13 protein-coding genes are annotated in these 14780 nt (G+C 71.0%); 7 read left to right on the top strand and 6 right to left on the bottom strand.

From position 1 onward, the window contains the following. Positions 1 to 119: 119 nt before the first annotated feature. From ACGFIW_RS10910 to ACGFIW_RS10920, 3 genes are all read left to right on the top strand, one after another. Entirely contained in the window at positions 120 to 1178 is a 1059-nt protein-coding gene (locus ACGFIW_RS10910) for a mechanosensitive ion channel family protein (protein ID WP_393312914.1), read from the top strand. A gap of 234 nt (positions 1179 to 1412) precedes the next feature. Continuing rightward, positions 1413 to 2837: an MFS transporter gene (locus ACGFIW_RS10915; protein ID WP_393312916.1), complete on the top strand. Its 1425-nt coding sequence runs from the start codon at positions 1413 to 1415 to the stop codon at positions 2835 to 2837. Between the two features lie 163 nt (positions 2838 to 3000). Then, entirely contained in the window at positions 3001 to 3429 is a 429-nt protein-coding gene (locus ACGFIW_RS10920) for a globin (RefSeq protein WP_393312918.1), read from the top strand. An 18-nt stretch (positions 3430 to 3447) separates the two neighbouring features. On the opposite strand, the gene ACGFIW_RS10925 is transcribed toward ACGFIW_RS10920, so the two are convergent. The 4 genes from ACGFIW_RS10925 to ettA all read right to left on the bottom strand — a co-directional run bounded on the left by ACGFIW_RS10925 (position 3448) and on the right by ettA (position 7028). Beyond that, positions 3448 to 4032 carry a YbjN domain-containing protein gene (locus ACGFIW_RS10925; protein WP_393312920.1) on the bottom strand — a complete coding sequence of 195 codons (585 nt, stop codon included), beginning with the start codon at positions 4030 to 4032 and terminating at the stop codon, positions 3448 to 3450. Positions 4033 to 4164: 132 nt separating this feature from the next. Beyond that, entirely contained in the window at positions 4165 to 4896 is a 732-nt protein-coding gene (locus ACGFIW_RS10930; RefSeq protein ID WP_393312922.1) for a hypothetical protein, read from the bottom strand. Next, positions 4893 to 5339: an acyl-CoA thioesterase gene (locus tag ACGFIW_RS10935; RefSeq protein WP_393242240.1), complete on the bottom strand. Its 447-nt coding sequence runs from the start codon at positions 5337 to 5339 to the stop codon at positions 4893 to 4895. The genes ACGFIW_RS10930 and ACGFIW_RS10935 overlap by 4 nt, the downstream gene beginning before the upstream one ends. A gap of 12 nt (positions 5340 to 5351) precedes the next feature. Next, a complete protein-coding gene (ettA, locus tag ACGFIW_RS10940) occupies positions 5352 to 7028 on the bottom strand; it encodes an energy-dependent translational throttle protein EttA (protein ID WP_393312925.1) in 1677 nt (558 codons plus the stop codon). A 211-nt stretch (positions 7029 to 7239) separates the two neighbouring features. On the opposite strand from ettA, the gene ACGFIW_RS10945 reads away from it, so the two are divergent. The 4 genes from ACGFIW_RS10945 to otsB all read left to right on the top strand — a co-directional run bounded on the left by ACGFIW_RS10945 (position 7240) and on the right by otsB (position 12053). After that, the gene (locus tag ACGFIW_RS10945) at positions 7240 to 7524 is read left to right on the top strand and encodes a hypothetical protein (RefSeq protein WP_393312928.1); all 285 of its coding nucleotides are present in this window, start codon (positions 7240 to 7242) and stop codon (positions 7522 to 7524) included. Next, positions 7517 to 7903, top strand: a complete 387-nt coding sequence (locus ACGFIW_RS10950) for a hypothetical protein (protein WP_393312931.1) — start codon at positions 7517 to 7519, stop codon at positions 7901 to 7903. Before ACGFIW_RS10945 ends, ACGFIW_RS10950 begins: the two co-directional genes overlap by 8 nt. Positions 7904 to 8046: 143 nt before the next feature. Further along, positions 8047 to 9447: a trehalose-6-phosphate synthase gene (locus ACGFIW_RS10955; RefSeq protein ID WP_030488230.1), complete on the top strand. Its 1401-nt coding sequence runs from the start codon at positions 8047 to 8049 to the stop codon at positions 9445 to 9447. 41 nt (positions 9448 to 9488) lie between these two features. After that, the gene (gene otsB / locus ACGFIW_RS10960) at positions 9489 to 12053 is read left to right on the top strand and encodes a trehalose-phosphatase (RefSeq protein WP_393314000.1); all 2565 of its coding nucleotides are present in this window, start codon (positions 9489 to 9491) and stop codon (positions 12051 to 12053) included. 50 nt (positions 12054 to 12103) lie between these two features. On the opposite strand, the gene ACGFIW_RS10965 is transcribed toward otsB, so the two are convergent. Beyond that, a complete protein-coding gene (locus ACGFIW_RS10965) occupies positions 12104 to 13390 on the bottom strand; it encodes a hypothetical protein (protein WP_393312934.1) in 1287 nt (428 codons plus the stop codon). 132 nt (positions 13391 to 13522) lie between these two features. Then, positions 13523 to 14767, bottom strand: a complete 1245-nt coding sequence (cobA, locus tag ACGFIW_RS10970; protein WP_393312937.1) for a uroporphyrinogen-III C-methyltransferase — start codon at positions 14765 to 14767, stop codon at positions 13523 to 13525. Positions 14768 to 14780: the final 13 nt, after the last annotated feature.

The raw sequence follows: 14780 nt of genomic DNA on the forward strand, positions 1-14780 counted from the left end.
CGGGGCCGGGTACGAAGCTCTCTCCCGCACCTGTCACGATGGCCGGTTCGCCCCGTTCCGGCCCTGCCCTCGGCGGTAGGTCACCCGGCCGGTGGGTCGGCGGTGGGCGGCCGGGCTCCTTGCGGTACGAAGACAGGGTGAGTGCCGCCAGCGTGACGCCCCTTGCCCTGTCCACCGTCGGGTCGGTGAACTGCCAGGGCAGTTCCTCCTGCGAATTCCTGTACAGAATGACCAGGTCGGCCTGGTTCGCCGAGGGCAGTTACTGGATCCTGCTCAAGCCGCTGCGGGTGCTGCTGATCCTGGCGCTGGCGATGGTGGCCCGCTGGGCGGTGCACCGCACGCTCAACCGGCTGGTTCGCACGACGACCGACGGTGCGGTGCCGACCATGCTGCGACCGCTGCGTGAGCGGGTGCCCAGCACCGCGGTCGATCCGACCGAGTTCGTGCCCGAGCGACGACGGCAGCGGGCCGAGGCGATCGGCTCGGTGTTGCGCAGCCTGACCACCGCGTTCGTCTTCGGCATCGCCCTGCTGATGATCCTGCGCGAGTTCAGTTTCGACCTGGCTCCGCTGCTGGCCAGCGCGGGGATCGCCGGCGTCGCGTTGGGCTTCGGCGCGCAGAGCCTGGTCAAGGACCTGATCGCCGGCCTGTTCATGCTGATCGAGGATCAGTACGGCGTGGGCGACAACGTCGACCTGGGCGAGGCGATGGGCGTGGTCGAGTCGGTCGGGCTCCGGGTCACCACCGTGCGCGACGGTCGCGGGGTGCTCTGGTACATCCGCAACGGCGAGATCATCCGGGTGGGCAACAAGAGCCAGGGCTGGGCCCTCGTGGTGGTGGACCTGCCGATCGGGTTCAACAGCACCGAGGAGGCCACCGCCGTCCTGCGCACCGCCGCCGCCTCGGTCGCGGTGGACCCGGAACTGTCGCCGGAGATCGTCGAGGCGCCGGAGGTGCTGGGTGTCGAGCAGGTGACGGTGGACGGTGCGGTCATCCGGACGGTGGTGAAGACGACCGCGGACGGGCAGTTCGCGGTGGGCCGGGAGTTGCGTCGGCGGCTGGCGGAGGCACTGGAGAACTCGGGGATCACGGCACAGATCGCGGCGGCCCGCATCTATCCCGGGCTGCCGACCCGGCCGTTGCCCGAGGGTGAGACCGGTCAGGGCGGTGCCACCTGACCCACCCCGCCTTGTCCTCGGATTCGGGGGTCGCGAGCCACCCGGCCCCTCAGGTATCGTCCGTTCGTTCAGTCGGGGAAACGACGAATGACCCGTTCGGCCTAGATAGTTGTCAGACGATCGGGCAGAATCCGGAGCACGCGTTCCCGCCAAAACGTGATCACAACCTCGCTGATCCGTAGATCTGACGAGCGCTTCCGGCCGGGCTGCCACGAGCGGCCGACCCGGAGGCCGATGGAGGCGACGGTGTCCGACGAGCGACCTTCTGCGGAAGACCCCGCCACTTTTCGCGAAGTGTTCGCCCAGCAGGAGTTTCGCGCCGTCTTCACGGCGGGCGCTCTTTCCTGGGTCGGTGACTACGTCGCGAAGGCCGCCGTCACCCTGCTCGTCTACCAGAAGACCGAGTCGGTGGGGCTCTCCGCGGTTGCCTTCGCGGTCAGTTTCCTGCCCTGGTTGCTCGGTGGTCCGGTGCTCGCCGCACTCGCGGAGCGGTACCCGTACCGGCGGGTGATGGTGGCGTGCGACCTCATCCGGATGGCGCTGATGCTGCTCATCGCCATCCTGGAGCTGCCGTACCAGGCGGTGCTGGTGCTCATCTTCGCCGCCACGCTGGCCAACCCGCCGAGCCAGGCGGCCAAGTCGGCGTTGATGCCGCAGATGCTCGCCGGAGACCGGCTGGTGCTCGGGCTGTCGCTGAACGCCAGCGTGGGGCAGGCGGCCCAGATCGTCGGGTACGTGCTCGGTGCCGCCGTCGCCTCGATCGACCCGCAGGTCGCGCTCCTGTTCAACGCGGCCACGTTCGGCGTCTCGGCGCTACTGGTCCGCTTCGGCGTGCGCGACCGCCCGGCGGTGCCGAACCCGGCGCACCGCAGCCACCTGCTCCAGGAGACCCGTCAGGGTTTCGCCATCGTGTTCGGCACACCGGTGCTGCGGGCGATCGCGGTGCTGGTGTTCAGCGCGATGCTCTTCTCGATCCTCCCCGAGGGGCTGGCCGTCGGCTGGGCCAACGAGGAGGGCGGCGGCGGCTTGAGCGCGAGCACGGCCCAAGCGGTGATCATGGTGGCCGGCCCGGTCGGCTTCATCCTCGGCGGGTTGCTGGTGAGCCGCCTGTTCGGCCCGGCCCGCCGGCTGAAGCTGATGCGCCCGCTCGCGGTGCTCGCCCCGCTGATGCTGGTGCCGACGTTGTTCGATCCGCCACCGCTGGCGGTGGCGCTGCTGGCCGCTCTCTGTGGTTTCGCGGTTGCCGGCATGCTGCCGATGGCCAACGGGCTCTTCGTCCAGGCGCTGCCCAACGGCTTCCGCGCCCGCGCCTTCGGGGTGATGGCGACCGGCGTCCAGGTCATCCAGGGTTTCGCGGTGCTGGCCACCGGCCTGATCGCCGATCGCTTCAACAACATCCCCTTCGTGGTGGGGCTGTGGAGCGCGGCCGGCGTGGTGCTGATGGCGGTGGCCGCGCTGTGCTGGCCGGACCGGCAGACGATCACCGATGCGATCGCGGCAGCAACGGCGGCCAATGCCACGCCGCCCGACGACACGGACGACACGGGCGGCGCGGGCGGCGCGGCCGGCGCGGGCGGCGCGGGCGGCGCGGGCGGCGCGGCCGCCGGCCCTCCCGAGCCGCGTAGCGGCGAGGGCCACCGCCGGCACGCGGTCACCTGACCCGGGACACGCCCGTCCCGCGCGGGCTGAGCGCCCGGGGCACGCCCGTCCGACCCCCGAGCGGGCCACGGAGCGCGCGTCAGCGGGACGCATCGGCCCGGCGTGATCCGACGCACGCCGAGCGGGTCGGGCCGGCGCACGGCGCACCTGGCAGGATGGAACGGTGAACCCCGCAGGTGAATCCGAGCGTCCCGGTGCTTCGACGACCCTCTTCGAAGCGGTCGGCGGCGAGCCCACCTTCCGCAGGCTTGTCGACGAGTTCTACGCCGGCATCGCCACCGATCCCCTGTTGCGACCGATGTACCCGGAGGACGACCTGGGGCCGGCCGCGGAGCGGATGACCCTGTTCCTGATGCAGTACTGGGGTGGACCGAACACGTACTCCGCCCAGCGTGGCCACCCGCGGCTGCGGATGCGGCACGCGCCCTTCCGGATCGGTGCGGCCGAACGGGACGCCTGGCTCCGCAACATGCGCCGCGCCGTGGACCAGCTCGACCTCGATCCGGCGATCGCCGCGACCCTCTGGGACTACCTGGAGCGGGCCGCGTACTTCATGGTCAATGCCGAGGAGGACCCGGCCCACGGCGTCTGAGCGCGGGCCGAGGCAGCGTCAGAGCAGCGCGCCCTCGTCGTGCAGCCAGTCCACGAAGCTGGTGGCGACCGCCGCGCCGCAGTCGAGCATCTCGACAAGCAGCGCGTCGTGGGTGCCGGCACCGAGCGGCACCTGAAGCTCGGCGTAGATCGGTAGTTGCCCGCGCTCGGTCGGGTCGCCGATGTACGCCTTACAGAACCGGCGGGTGTGGTTCCACTCGTTGACCACCCGATAGGCCCGGTCGGCCCAGTCCGGCGGGACCGTGGCGTGCGGGCGTGCCCGCATGACCAGGATCTCGTCCTCCGGCCCTTCGAGGGTGACGAGCACGGCGTGCCGCTCCCACATGGCCAGCAGGTTGCCGTCGCCATCGGCCAGATAGCGCACGTCGAGCAGGTCGAGTGCGTCGCAGACGCGGCGCAGACTCACCGGCTCGACGGTGGCCAGCATCTCGCTCAGTGCTGGCCGCTCGCTGGCCGGGCAGTCGTCCCCCGGCTGGCGAGGGCTGGGCGGCCCGACCCGGACCGCGCTCTCCACTGTGATCCCGCTTCGGGTTTCCGGATCGCCGCCGTCGGCGGGACCGGGGCGCCATGACCACCACGGCATCGCTCGTCGCACCTCACTCCCCAGCGGATCCAGTCGCCTACGGTGCGTTGGATCCGAGCATGGACGGTACCCGGACAGCCGAGTTGTAGCACCCCCCCAACGACCGCACCTGCCCAGAAGAATGAGTAGGGGTCATCCGTTCGGACGAGGAGTGCGGGGCGTCACCGCAAGATCCGTGGCCGTCTGCAACCACGCCGCTCCGTATGGTCCCACCAGGCCAACCCAACGTCCGGCCACCCGGACCTCAACGGTGGCGGCGTCGTGGTCGACGGCCGGGCGGTCGGCGGCACCGAGGAAGCCCATCCGGACCACTCCCTGGACCAGCCGCTGCGACACCTCGACCGGCGCTGCGGGCGGCCCGTCCGGCGTGACGAGCACCGCCACGTGGTCGAGCAGCGCGTCCCGCAGCGCCCGCTGGCCCACCGCACGGCCGGCAACGCCGTGTTCGGTGGCCGTGCGCAGGGTGCCCGCCGCCGCGTCCGCAATCCGTCGCACCTCGACGACGGGCAGCGCCTCCACCGTCCGGCTACGCGCCGGGGGCAGCGGCCACCGCCACTGCGCGTCCCGGCGTGGCGGCAGGGCGGTGCCACCGCGTTCCAGCTCGGCGAGCAGCTCGGCGGCGGCCACCGTCACGTCCCCGGCGGTGCCGTCGGCCGGCCCGCCGGCCACCGTCCGGACCACCAGGACCTGCCACGGCAGACGGGCCCAGAGGGCGATCCGGCCGGGCACACCGGCCGGCCGCAGCCGGACCGGTGCGGTCGGTTCCAGCCGGACCAGCCGGGCCAGGAAGGCACCGGCGTCCGCCACCCCGGCCACACCGTGCGTCGCCGTCCGTCCCGGCTCGGCCGTCCCCGGCCGGGTCACTCCAGGCCGCCCTGTGGTGCGTACGTGCGCAGGAAGTCCCGTTCCTCCGCGGTGATCCGCCGGGGCACCTGGCGGGTCAGGTCGAACGGCACCAGCACCGAGCGGGCCCGACTGGCCAGCACCTCGCCGTCGTACAGCTCGTAGGCGACGGTGAACCAGGCGTGCCGGATCTCCTCCACCCACAGCTCGATCCGCACCGTGGGCGCGGCCTCCGCGGTGGCCCGACCCAGCGCGTAGTCGACCGGGCGCAGGTAGTCGACCTCGTGGCGGCGGATCACCACCCCGTTGGCGAACGAGCCGACCCCCCACGCCCGACCACCAGCGAACATCAACGCCACCCGCGCCTCCTCGTACAGGGTGAGGAAGCGCGAGTTGTTGATGTGGCCGTACGCGTCCAGGTCGGACCAGCGCAGTGTGCAGTGGTAGACGAACCGGTCAGACACCGTCTCGGCCGGTCAGTCGCGGGTCAGCTTGCGGTAGGTCACCCGGTGCGGCCGGGCAGCCTCCGCGCCGAGGCGGTCGATCTTGTTCTTCTCGTACGCCTCGAAGTTGCCCTCGAACCAGAACCACTTCGACGGGTCCTGGTCGTCGCCCTCCCAGGCCAGGATGTGCGTGGCGACCCGGTCCAGGAACATCCGGTCGTGCGAGATGACCACGGCGCAGCCGGGGAACTCCAGCAACGCGTTCTCCAGGCTGGACAGCGTCTCCACGTCCAGATCGTTCGTCGGCTCGTCGAGCAGGATGACGTTGCCGCCGATCTTCAGGGTCAGCGCCAGGTTGAGCCGGTTGCGCTCACCACCGGAGAGCACCTTCGTCGGCTTCTGCTGGTCCGGTCCCTTGAAGCCGAACGCGGCGATGTACGCCCGCGACGGCATCTCGACCTTGCCCACCATCAGGTAGTCCAGCCCGTCGGAGACGACCTCCCAGACGGTCTTGTCGCCGTTGAGGCCCTCGCGGTTCTGGTCGACGTACGACAGCGAGACCGTCTCGCCGACCCGGACCGACCCGCTGGTCGGCTCCTCCAGCCCGACGATGGTCTTGAACAGCGTGGTCTTGCCGACGCCGTTGGGGCCGATGATGCCGACGATGCCGTTGCGCGGCAGCGAGAACGACAGGTTGTCGATCAGCAGCCGGTCGCCGAAGCCCTTGCTGAGCTTGTTCGCCTCGATCACCGTGCTGCCCAGGCGCGGGCCCGGCGGGATCTGGATCTCCTCGAAGTCCAGTTTGCGGGTCTTCTCCGCCTCGGTGGCCATCTCGTCGTACCGGTCCAGGCGGGCCTTGGACTTGGTCTGGCGGGCCTTGGCGTTGGAGCGGACCCACTCCAGCTCCTCGGTGAGGCGCTTCTTCATCTTGGCGTCGCGGCGACCCTCGACGGCCAGCCGGGCGGCCTTCTTCTCCAGGTAGGTGGAGTAGTTGCCCTCGTACGGGTAGGTCCGGCCACGGTCCAGTTCGAGGATCCAGTTGGCCACGTTGTCGAGGAAGTACCGGTCGTGGGTGATCGCCATGACGGTGCCGGCGTACTTGGCCAGGTGCTGCTCCAGCCAGGAGACGCTCTCCGCGTCCAGGTGGTTGGTGGGCTCGTCGAGCAGCAGCAGGTCGGGCGCCTCCAGCAGCAGCTTGCACAGCGCGACGCGGCGACGCTCACCACCGGAGAGCTGGGTCACGTCGGCGTCCGGCGGCGGGCAGCGCAGCGCGTCCATGGCCAGTTCGAGTTTGGAGTCGACGTCCCAGGCGTCGAGGTGGTCCAGCTCCTCCTGGAGCTTGCCCATCTCCTCCATCAGCTCGTCGGAGTAGTCGGTGGCCATCTGCTCGGCGATCTTGTTGAACCGCTCCAGCTTGGCCTTGGTCTCGGCGACCGCCTCCTCGACGTTGCCGAGCACGGTCTTGGCCTCGTTGAGCGGGGGCTCCTGGGCGAGCATGCCGACGGTGTAGCCGGGCATGAGCCGGGCCTCGCCGTTGCTCGGCTTGTCCAGCCCTGCCATGATCTTGAGGAGGCTGGACTTACCGGCGCCGTTCGGACCGAGCACACCGATCTTGGCCCCCGGCAGGAAGCTCAACGTCACGTTGTCGAGCACGACCTTGTCGCCGTGCGCCTTGCGGGCCTTTTCCAGGACGTAGATGTACTGGGCCACGGTGCGGGCTACCTCCGTCGATTGCTGTCGCTGATCGGCGGCGCGGGCGCGGGCTGCGAGTACCGCCCACCGCCGCCGGCCGGGAGCCGGCCACGCGCACGCCATCGTCAATCCTGACAGGTACGGCGCGCTTCGCCCACATCACCCCACCCCAGGAGTACGCGGGCGAGCCTCCTTGCCGACCCTGGTATCACCCACTAGCGTCCTCGGTATGACCAAGAAGATCGCGATCAGCGTGCCCGACGACGTGGCGGAGCGGCTGGCCGAGGAATCCAACGTCTCCGCCTTCATTACCGACTCGGTTCGTCAGCGGATGGCTGGCGAGCGCACGCGGCGGGCACTTCGACAGGTGGGCTTCCGGCTCACTGATGAAGGTCTCGCCGAGGCGGGCAGGAAACTCGACGAGGCACACGCGAAGATCACTCCGGAGTTGCGCGCGAAGGCAGCCGCCCTGCTGAGCGAGGCATCTCGCGGACAGATGACGATTCGTGACTGACGCAGGTCTCGTACTCGACACCGCATGCCTTCTCGCCTACTCCGAAGGCGTGGAAGTGGTCGGGGAGCAGATCGCGAAAGTCGCGGACAAGCGACAGGCCGTGATCGTTCCGGCGCTCTGCCTGGCCGCCGCGTACCGCCAGGTGACCCACGACGGGTGGCCCCTGCTCGACATCGTCGGCGACCTGGACCAGGTCGTTGTGACGCCCGTGGAGCACGACATGTGCATGATCCTGGGCGGCTGGTCACGGAGCCTTGGCGGCATGGATCTGGCCCAGGCCGCGATGGAGGCCGCGAGGGCGACCACACCGATCATGACGGATCGGCGGGAGCTGCTCGGCGAGGTGCTGCCCAAGGAATGGCCGATCATCGACCTCTGAGCACGGCCTGTCGACAAGATCACCGACAGGATTTCGGCGCGTACGGGGCGGGTAGGAGACTCCGGCACGAGGCACAAGACGCCGCAGCTACGCTCAGTACGCTCATTCGCGGTGGACCCGTCAGTACCCGGAGGTGGCCGATCGTGACCGTCCGTAGCTCCTTTGTCGTAGTGGCGAACCGTCTGCCGGTCGACGAGGTGAGCACACCCGAGGGCCGGCAGTGGCGACGTAGCCCTGGCGGGCTGGTCACCGCGCTGCACCCCGTGCTGGCCGAGCACCAGGGCACCTGGGTCGGCTGGGCCGGTGGCACCGGTGCCGCCCCCGAGCCGTTCGACCTGGAGGGGATCCGGCTGCACCCGGTCCCGCTCAGCGCCGAGGAGTTGGAGCGCTACTACGAGGGCCAGTCCAACGCGACGATCTGGCCGCTCTACCACGACGCGGTCGAGACGCCTGCCTACAAGCGCCGCTGGCGGGAGGCGTACCGCCTGGTCAACGCCCGGTTCGCGGAGGCCGCCGCGGACGTCGCGGCCGAGGGCGCGACGGTCTGGGTGCAGGACTACCAGCTCCAGTTGGTCCCGGCGATGCTCCGTGAGCTGCGCCCGGACCTGCGGATCGGGTTCTTCCTGCACATCCCGTTCCCGCCGATCGAGTTGTTCATGCAGATGCCGTTCCGCACCGAGATCCTGCGCGGCCTGCTCGGTGCCGACCTGGTCGGCTTCCAGCAGCGGCTGGCCGCGCAGAACTTCGTCCGGCTGGCCCGGCACCTGCTCGGGCTGCGCTACGAGGGGCAGATGATCCAGGTCGACGGTCGACAGGTGAAGGCGGGCGCCTTCCCCATCTCGATCGACACCCAGGAGATGGAGCGGATGGCCGCCGACCCGGCGATCCAGGCCCGGGCCAAGCAGATCCGCGCCGAGTTGGGCGACCCGAAGACGATCATCCTGGGCGTGGACCGGCTCGATTACACCAAGGGCATCGAGTTGCGCCTCAAGGCCTTCCGCGAGTTGCTAGCTGACGGAAAGTTGACAGTTCCCGACGCGGTTATGGTGCAGGTGGCCACACCGAGCCGCGAGCGCGTCGAGCACTACCAGGCACTTCGGGTCAAGGTCGAGCGCGAGGTTGGCCGGATTAATGGCGAATTCGGCAGGGTCGGCGTGCCGGCGGTGCATTACCTGCATCAGTCGTACAGTCGCAGTGAGCTGGCGGCAATGTACGTTGCTGCCGACGTGATGATGGTGACACCGCTACGAGACGGCATGAACCTGGTCGCGAAGGAGTACGTGGCGTCGCGCGCCGACCAGGGCGGCGCGCTCGTGCTCAGTGAGTTCGCCGGCGCCGCAACGGAGCTGCGCCAGGCTTTCCTGTGTAACCCGCACGACCCGGACGCGGTCAAGGACGCCCTGCTCCGGGCAGTGCACGTGGAGAAAACCGAGGCACGCCGCCGGATGCGGACAATGCAACGTCACCTGCGTACCCACGACGTGGGCCACTGGGCCAAGTCTTTCCTCTCCGAACTCGGAGTTCCCGAGGCGGAGGCCGAGTGAACACGACCGTCAACGATGGAGCCGCCACGGCCACCGGGGTGATGGACCCCGAGCTGCGCTCCGCCATCGGCCGGATCGCCCGGGTCCCCCAACTCCTGGTCGCCTGCGACTACGACGGCACACTGGCGCCGATCGTGGAGGACCCGAGCACAGCCGTCCCGCTGCCCGAGTCGGTGGCCGCGGTCCGCGCGCTCGCCGCGCTACCACAGACCAGCGTGGCGGTCGTTTCCGGCCGGGCGCTGCGCGACCTGGCCGCGCTGTCGCGGCTGCCCAGCGAGGTACACCTCGTCGGCAGCCACGGCTCCGAGTTCGACATCGGCTTCGTCGAGCGACTCTCCCCCGAGCTGGTCGCGGTGCGGACCGAGGTTCGCAACGCGCTACGCGAGATCGCCGCCAAGCATCCGGGCATCCGGCTCGAACGCAAGCCGGCGAGCGTCGCGGTGCACACCCGCGGGGTCGACCCCCAGGTGGCCGCCGCCGCCATCGAGGCGGTCCGCAACGGCCCGGCCACCTTCGACGGCGTCACGGTGACACAGGGCAAGGAGGTCATCGAGCTCTCCGTCGTGGCCACCCACAAGGGCACCGCGCTCGACCAACTGCGGACCCAGCTCGCCTCCAGCGCGGTGCTGTTCATCGGCGACGACATCACCGACGAGAACGCGTTCGGCCACCTGCACGGTCCCGACCTCGGCATCAAGATCGGCCTCGGGGACACCAAGGCCAGCTACCGGGTGGGCGACCCGTTGGAGGCCGCCCGTGCGCTGGCGCTGCTGCTGGAGACCCGGCGGCACTGGCTGTTCGGCGAGCGGGCGGTGCCGATCGAGCGGCACTCCATGCTGGCCAACGGTCGTACCGTCGCTCTGCTCACCCCTGAGGCCAAGGTGAGCTGGCTCTGCCACCCCAAGCCGGACTCGGCGGCGATCTTCGCCGACCTGGTGGGTGGCAGCCCGGCCGGGCACTTCAGCGTCGCCCCGGAACGCGGCGGCATCCCGCTGGGCCAGCGCTACCGCTCCGGCACGATGACCGTGGAGACCCGGTGGTCCGGGCTCACCGTCACCGACTGGCTGGACAAGCCGGCCCGGGAGACCACACCGGACGACAGCCCCGCGGTCATCACCGGCGACTCGACACTGGTCCGGGTGCTCACCGGCAGTGGCAAGGCCCGGGTGGAGTTCGCGCCGAGGCCCGAGTTCGGTCAGGTCGCCGTGCAGTTGCAGCCACTCGGTGACGGCCTGCTGGTGCTCGGTTCCAACGAGCCGGTCGCGCTCTACGCCCCCGGGGTGGAGTGGGAGGTCGGCAACGACGGTGGGTACGAGACCGCCAAGGCGGTCGTCGACCTCTCCGCCGCCGGTGGGCAGGTCGTGCTGGAGCTGCGCTTCGGCACGCACAGCCTGGAGCACCACCGGGTGCCGATCCACGAACGGCAGGCCGCGGCCGAGCAGCCGTGGAAGGACTGGGTGGCCTCGCTGCGGCTGCCGTCCACCGCTCGTGACCTGGTCGCGCGCAGCGCCCTCACCCTGCGCGGGCTTTGTCACGAGGCAACCGGCTCGATCCTGGCCGCGGCGACCACCTCGCTCCCCGAGGAGCTGGGCGGCGTCCGCAACTGGGACTACCGCTACTGCTGGCTGCGCGACGCCGCGCTGACCGCCCGCGCACTCGTCGACCTGGGCTCCGTCGAGGAGGCCGAGGCGCTGTTGCGCTGGGTGGACGGCTGCATCGAGCGCACCGGCGGCCACCCGGAGCGACTGCACCCGCTCTACACCATCGACGGGTACGAGCTGGGCGCCGAGGCGGTCATCGACACGCTGCCCGGGTACGCCGGTTCACGGCCGGTCCGGGTCGGCAACCTCGCCAACCACCAGCTCCAGCTCGACGTGTTCGGCCCGATCGCCGACCTGATCGCGGCCGTCGCCGACGCGCGCGGCTCGGTCCGGGAGGACGAGTGGCGGGTCCTGGAGAACATGGTCGAGGCGGTCCGCCGCCGTTGGCACGAGCCCGACCACGGCATCTGGGAGGCGCGGCTGCCACCCCGGCACCACGTCTTCTCCAAGGTGATGTGCTGGATGACTGTCGACCGGGCTCTGCACGTCATGCGCGAGCACGGCGGCGAGGACCGGCCGGAGTGGAAGGACCTGCGCGACCGGATCGGCGCCAACGTGCTGGAGCAGGGTTGGCACTCCGACGTCGAGGCGTACAGCGTCGCGTACGGGGACGAGGACATGGACGCCTCGTCACTCTGGATCGGGCTCTCCGGCCTGCTCCCGGGTGACGACCCGCGTTTCCTGTCCACGGTCCTGCGCATCGAGGCGGACCTGCGCAGCGGCCCGGTCGTCTACCGCTACCACTGGGACGACGGCCTGCCCGGCCGTGAGGGCGGCTTCCACATCTGCACGGCGTGGCTGATCGAGGCGTACCTGCGCACCGGCCGCCGCACCGACGCCGAGGAGCTGTTCGCGCAGATGGTGCTGACCGCCGGTCCGACCGGGCTGCTCCCCGAGCAGTACGACCCGCTGGCCGAGCGTGGGCTGGGCAACCACCCGCAGGCGTACAGCCACCTCGGTCTGATCCGCTGTGCCCTGCTGCTGGACAACATGCTCAAGCAGTAGTCGACAACTGGTACGACGGGGCCGGAGCGCTTACGCTCCGGCCCCGTCGGTCAGTGCGGGTACGGCAGGCTCGGCTGCCACCCGTACAGGCGGGCGGCGAGGTCGGTGGGCACCGTCCACTGCACGTGCGGCAGCACCGCGTTGCTGCCGGTGTGAATCAGGCACAGCAGTGGGGCGTCACCGGTGTGGTCGAGCGCGAGCTTCGGTTTACGGACACCACCGACACCGCCGAGGCCGAACAGGACAACCGGGTCCCGGACCGGCAACCCCAGTGCCTGCCGGCCGTCCCGCCACCCCCGGTACGCCGCGTCCAGCCGCCAGGGCGCGAGGTCGGCGAGCCCGCGGTACAGGTTTTCCACCCAGGTCGGGGTGAGTTCGGCGTCGGAGAGCCGGTACGGCACACCGGTCAGCAACGCGTCGAGCTCCGGATCCGTCTGCACCCCCGCGTTGCTCAGCGCCTCGGGCAACGCGCCACGGTGGACGGCCGCGACCGCGGGGGCGGCCTGCTCGACCCGGTCGACCTGCCAGCGAAGCCCCGCCGGGGTGGTCCCCGCTCGACGGTCCCACAGCCAGCGGGCGCTGTCCCAGCGGTGCCGCTGGTTGGCCGGGATCAGGTCGTCGATGCCGATGACCAGCTCGTCGCCCTCGACCCGTGCGGTGAGCCACCGGCCCCGCAGGTGCGGCCGTTGCTCGCCGTAGCCGGCCAGTGCGACCACCGCGGACCGCAGGTAGGCGCCGGTGTTCCCGCGCGGGAAGTGCCAGCACAACGCGGACCTGTCGAGGGCGTCGAGGTCGGCGGCGGCCTCGTCGGCCACCACGTCGATCCGGACCCGCGGCGATGCCGCACTGGCCTGGCGGTTGTCGAACTGTCGACGGGCCCGGCGCTGCCGTGTCTCGGCCCGCTCGACCGACGGGCGGACCGAGCACGCCGCCTTCTTCCCGGCCCACCGCAACACCTCCGCCCCGGCCGCCTGCGGGTCGCCGAAGAGCCGGAACTCCAACAGCTCGTGCTCGTCGGACCCGTCGTCCTCGGTCACCTGTAGCTCGTATACCAGCTCTCCGGGCGTGTCCAGGTCGTAGCCGGTGTGCGGGTCACGGCCGAACTCGTTGTCGACGAGCGATTCACCAGGTTGGTGGCGATAGCCACGGACCACCGTGACCAGGACGGACCAGGAGCCGTCCGCGTCCGTGCACCGCAGTGTCCGGACCGGGGCTTTGCGCCACCGTGAGGGGAGATCCTCGAAGGTGACGGTCAGGCTGCGGCTTCCGCACCGCAGTGCGACGGGGGTGAGCAGGTCCGTTCGCCACGTGTCGTGCGGATCCTTCACGGTGAGCATGGGCGACATTGTGTCGACAACCACCGACACCCCCGCTCGCCCGGTCCGTACCCGCCAGCACCTGTCAAGCCGGCGACGTTGATCGACGCGACGTCATCCTCGCGGCAGCAGCGCCGAAGTCCGCCCGCTCCCTCACCCGTCGAGTGCCCCCACCACGTCGCCCACCACCACCACAGCCGGCGGACGCACATCGGCGGCGAGCACGTCGGCGGCCACCGCGCCGAGCGTGGACCGCAGCACCCGCTGGGCACCCGTCGTGCCCTCCTGCACCACGGCTGCCGGCGTCTGCGGCGGCCGACCGTGGGCGATCAGGGTCTCGCTGATGGCGGCGAGGTTCTTCAGCCCCATCAGGATGACCAGGGTGCCGCGCATACCCGCGAGGGCGTCCCAGCGCACCAGCGAGGCCGGTGAGTCGGGTGCCACGTGCCCGGAGACCACTGTGAACTCGTGCGCCACCCCCCGATGGGTGACCGGAATCCCGGCCGCGGAGGGAGCGGCGATCGAGCTGGTCACCCCGGGCACCACGGTCACCGGGACGCCGGCCGCCGCGCAGGCCAACAGCTCCTCACCGCCCCGCCCGAAGACGTACGGGTCGCCGCCCTTCAGCCGCACCACGAACGCGCCGGCCAGGGCACGGTCGACCAGGATCTGGTTGATCTCCTCCTGGGCCCGGGACGGTCCATAGGGGATCTTCGAGGCGTCCACCAGCTCGACGTCCGGGCGCAGCTCGTCGAGGAGCAGGCCGGGCACCAGCCGGTCGGCGACCACCACGTCCGCCTCGGTGAGCAGCCGCCACCCCTTCACGGTGATCAGCTCCGGGTCTCCCGGCCCCGCTCCCACCAGCGCCACCCGCCCGGTCGCACCGGTCGTCGCGGTCGAAGCGCCGGGCCGCCGCTGCGTCGGGGCGCTGCTCTCCGGTGCCAGGCGGACCGCCAGGAGGTCGCGGATCGCGTCGCGGACGGTCATCGCCCGACGGGGGTCGCCACCGCCGAGCACCGCCACGGTGACCGGGCCGTGCCGGGTCACCGCCGGGGTCCAGGCGGTGGCGGCCGTCCGGTCGTCGGCCCGGACGCAGAAGATCCGCCGCTCGGCGGCGAGGGCGCTCACCGAGGCCGCCGCCATGGGGTCGTCGACCGCCACGTGGACCAGCCAGGCACCGTCGAGGTCCTCGACGGCGAACCGGCGCGGCACCCAGTGCAGCCGACCCGCGTCGACCTGGGCACGCAGCGCCGGGGTCAACTCCGGTGCCACCAGCAGGACGTCCGCGCCGGCGTCCAGCAGCGCGGGCACCCGGCGGGTGGCGACCGCGCCGCCGCCCACCACGACCACCCGCCGCCCGCCGAGTCGCAAACCGAGGGGGTACGGATTGGAGGTCACGCCACACCTCCGA

Origin of the sequence: Micromonospora sp. NPDC048935 (assembly GCF_043197875.1) — a bacterium.
GTDB lineage: Bacteria > Actinomycetota > Actinomycetes > Mycobacteriales > Micromonosporaceae > Micromonospora.

What these genes read in the sequence shown, in the direction of transcription:
- ACGFIW_RS10915 (WP_393312916.1), top strand. Translation starts at nt 1,413, where the DNA reads ATGGAGGCGACGGTGTCCGACGAGCGACCTTCTGCGGAAGACCCCGCC.
- ACGFIW_RS10925 (WP_393312920.1), bottom strand. Translation starts at nt 4,032, where the DNA reads ATGCCGTGGTGGTCATGGCGCCCCGGTCCCGCCGACGGCGGCGATCCG.
- ACGFIW_RS10945 (WP_393312928.1), top strand. Translation starts at nt 7,240, where the DNA reads ATGACCAAGAAGATCGCGATCAGCGTGCCCGACGACGTGGCGGAGCGG.
- otsB (WP_393314000.1), top strand. Translation starts at nt 9,489, where the DNA reads ATGGACCCCGAGCTGCGCTCCGCCATCGGCCGGATCGCCCGGGTCCCC.
- ACGFIW_RS10965 (WP_393312934.1), bottom strand. Translation starts at nt 13,390, where the DNA reads ATGCTCACCGTGAAGGATCCGCACGACACGTGGCGAACGGACCTGCTC.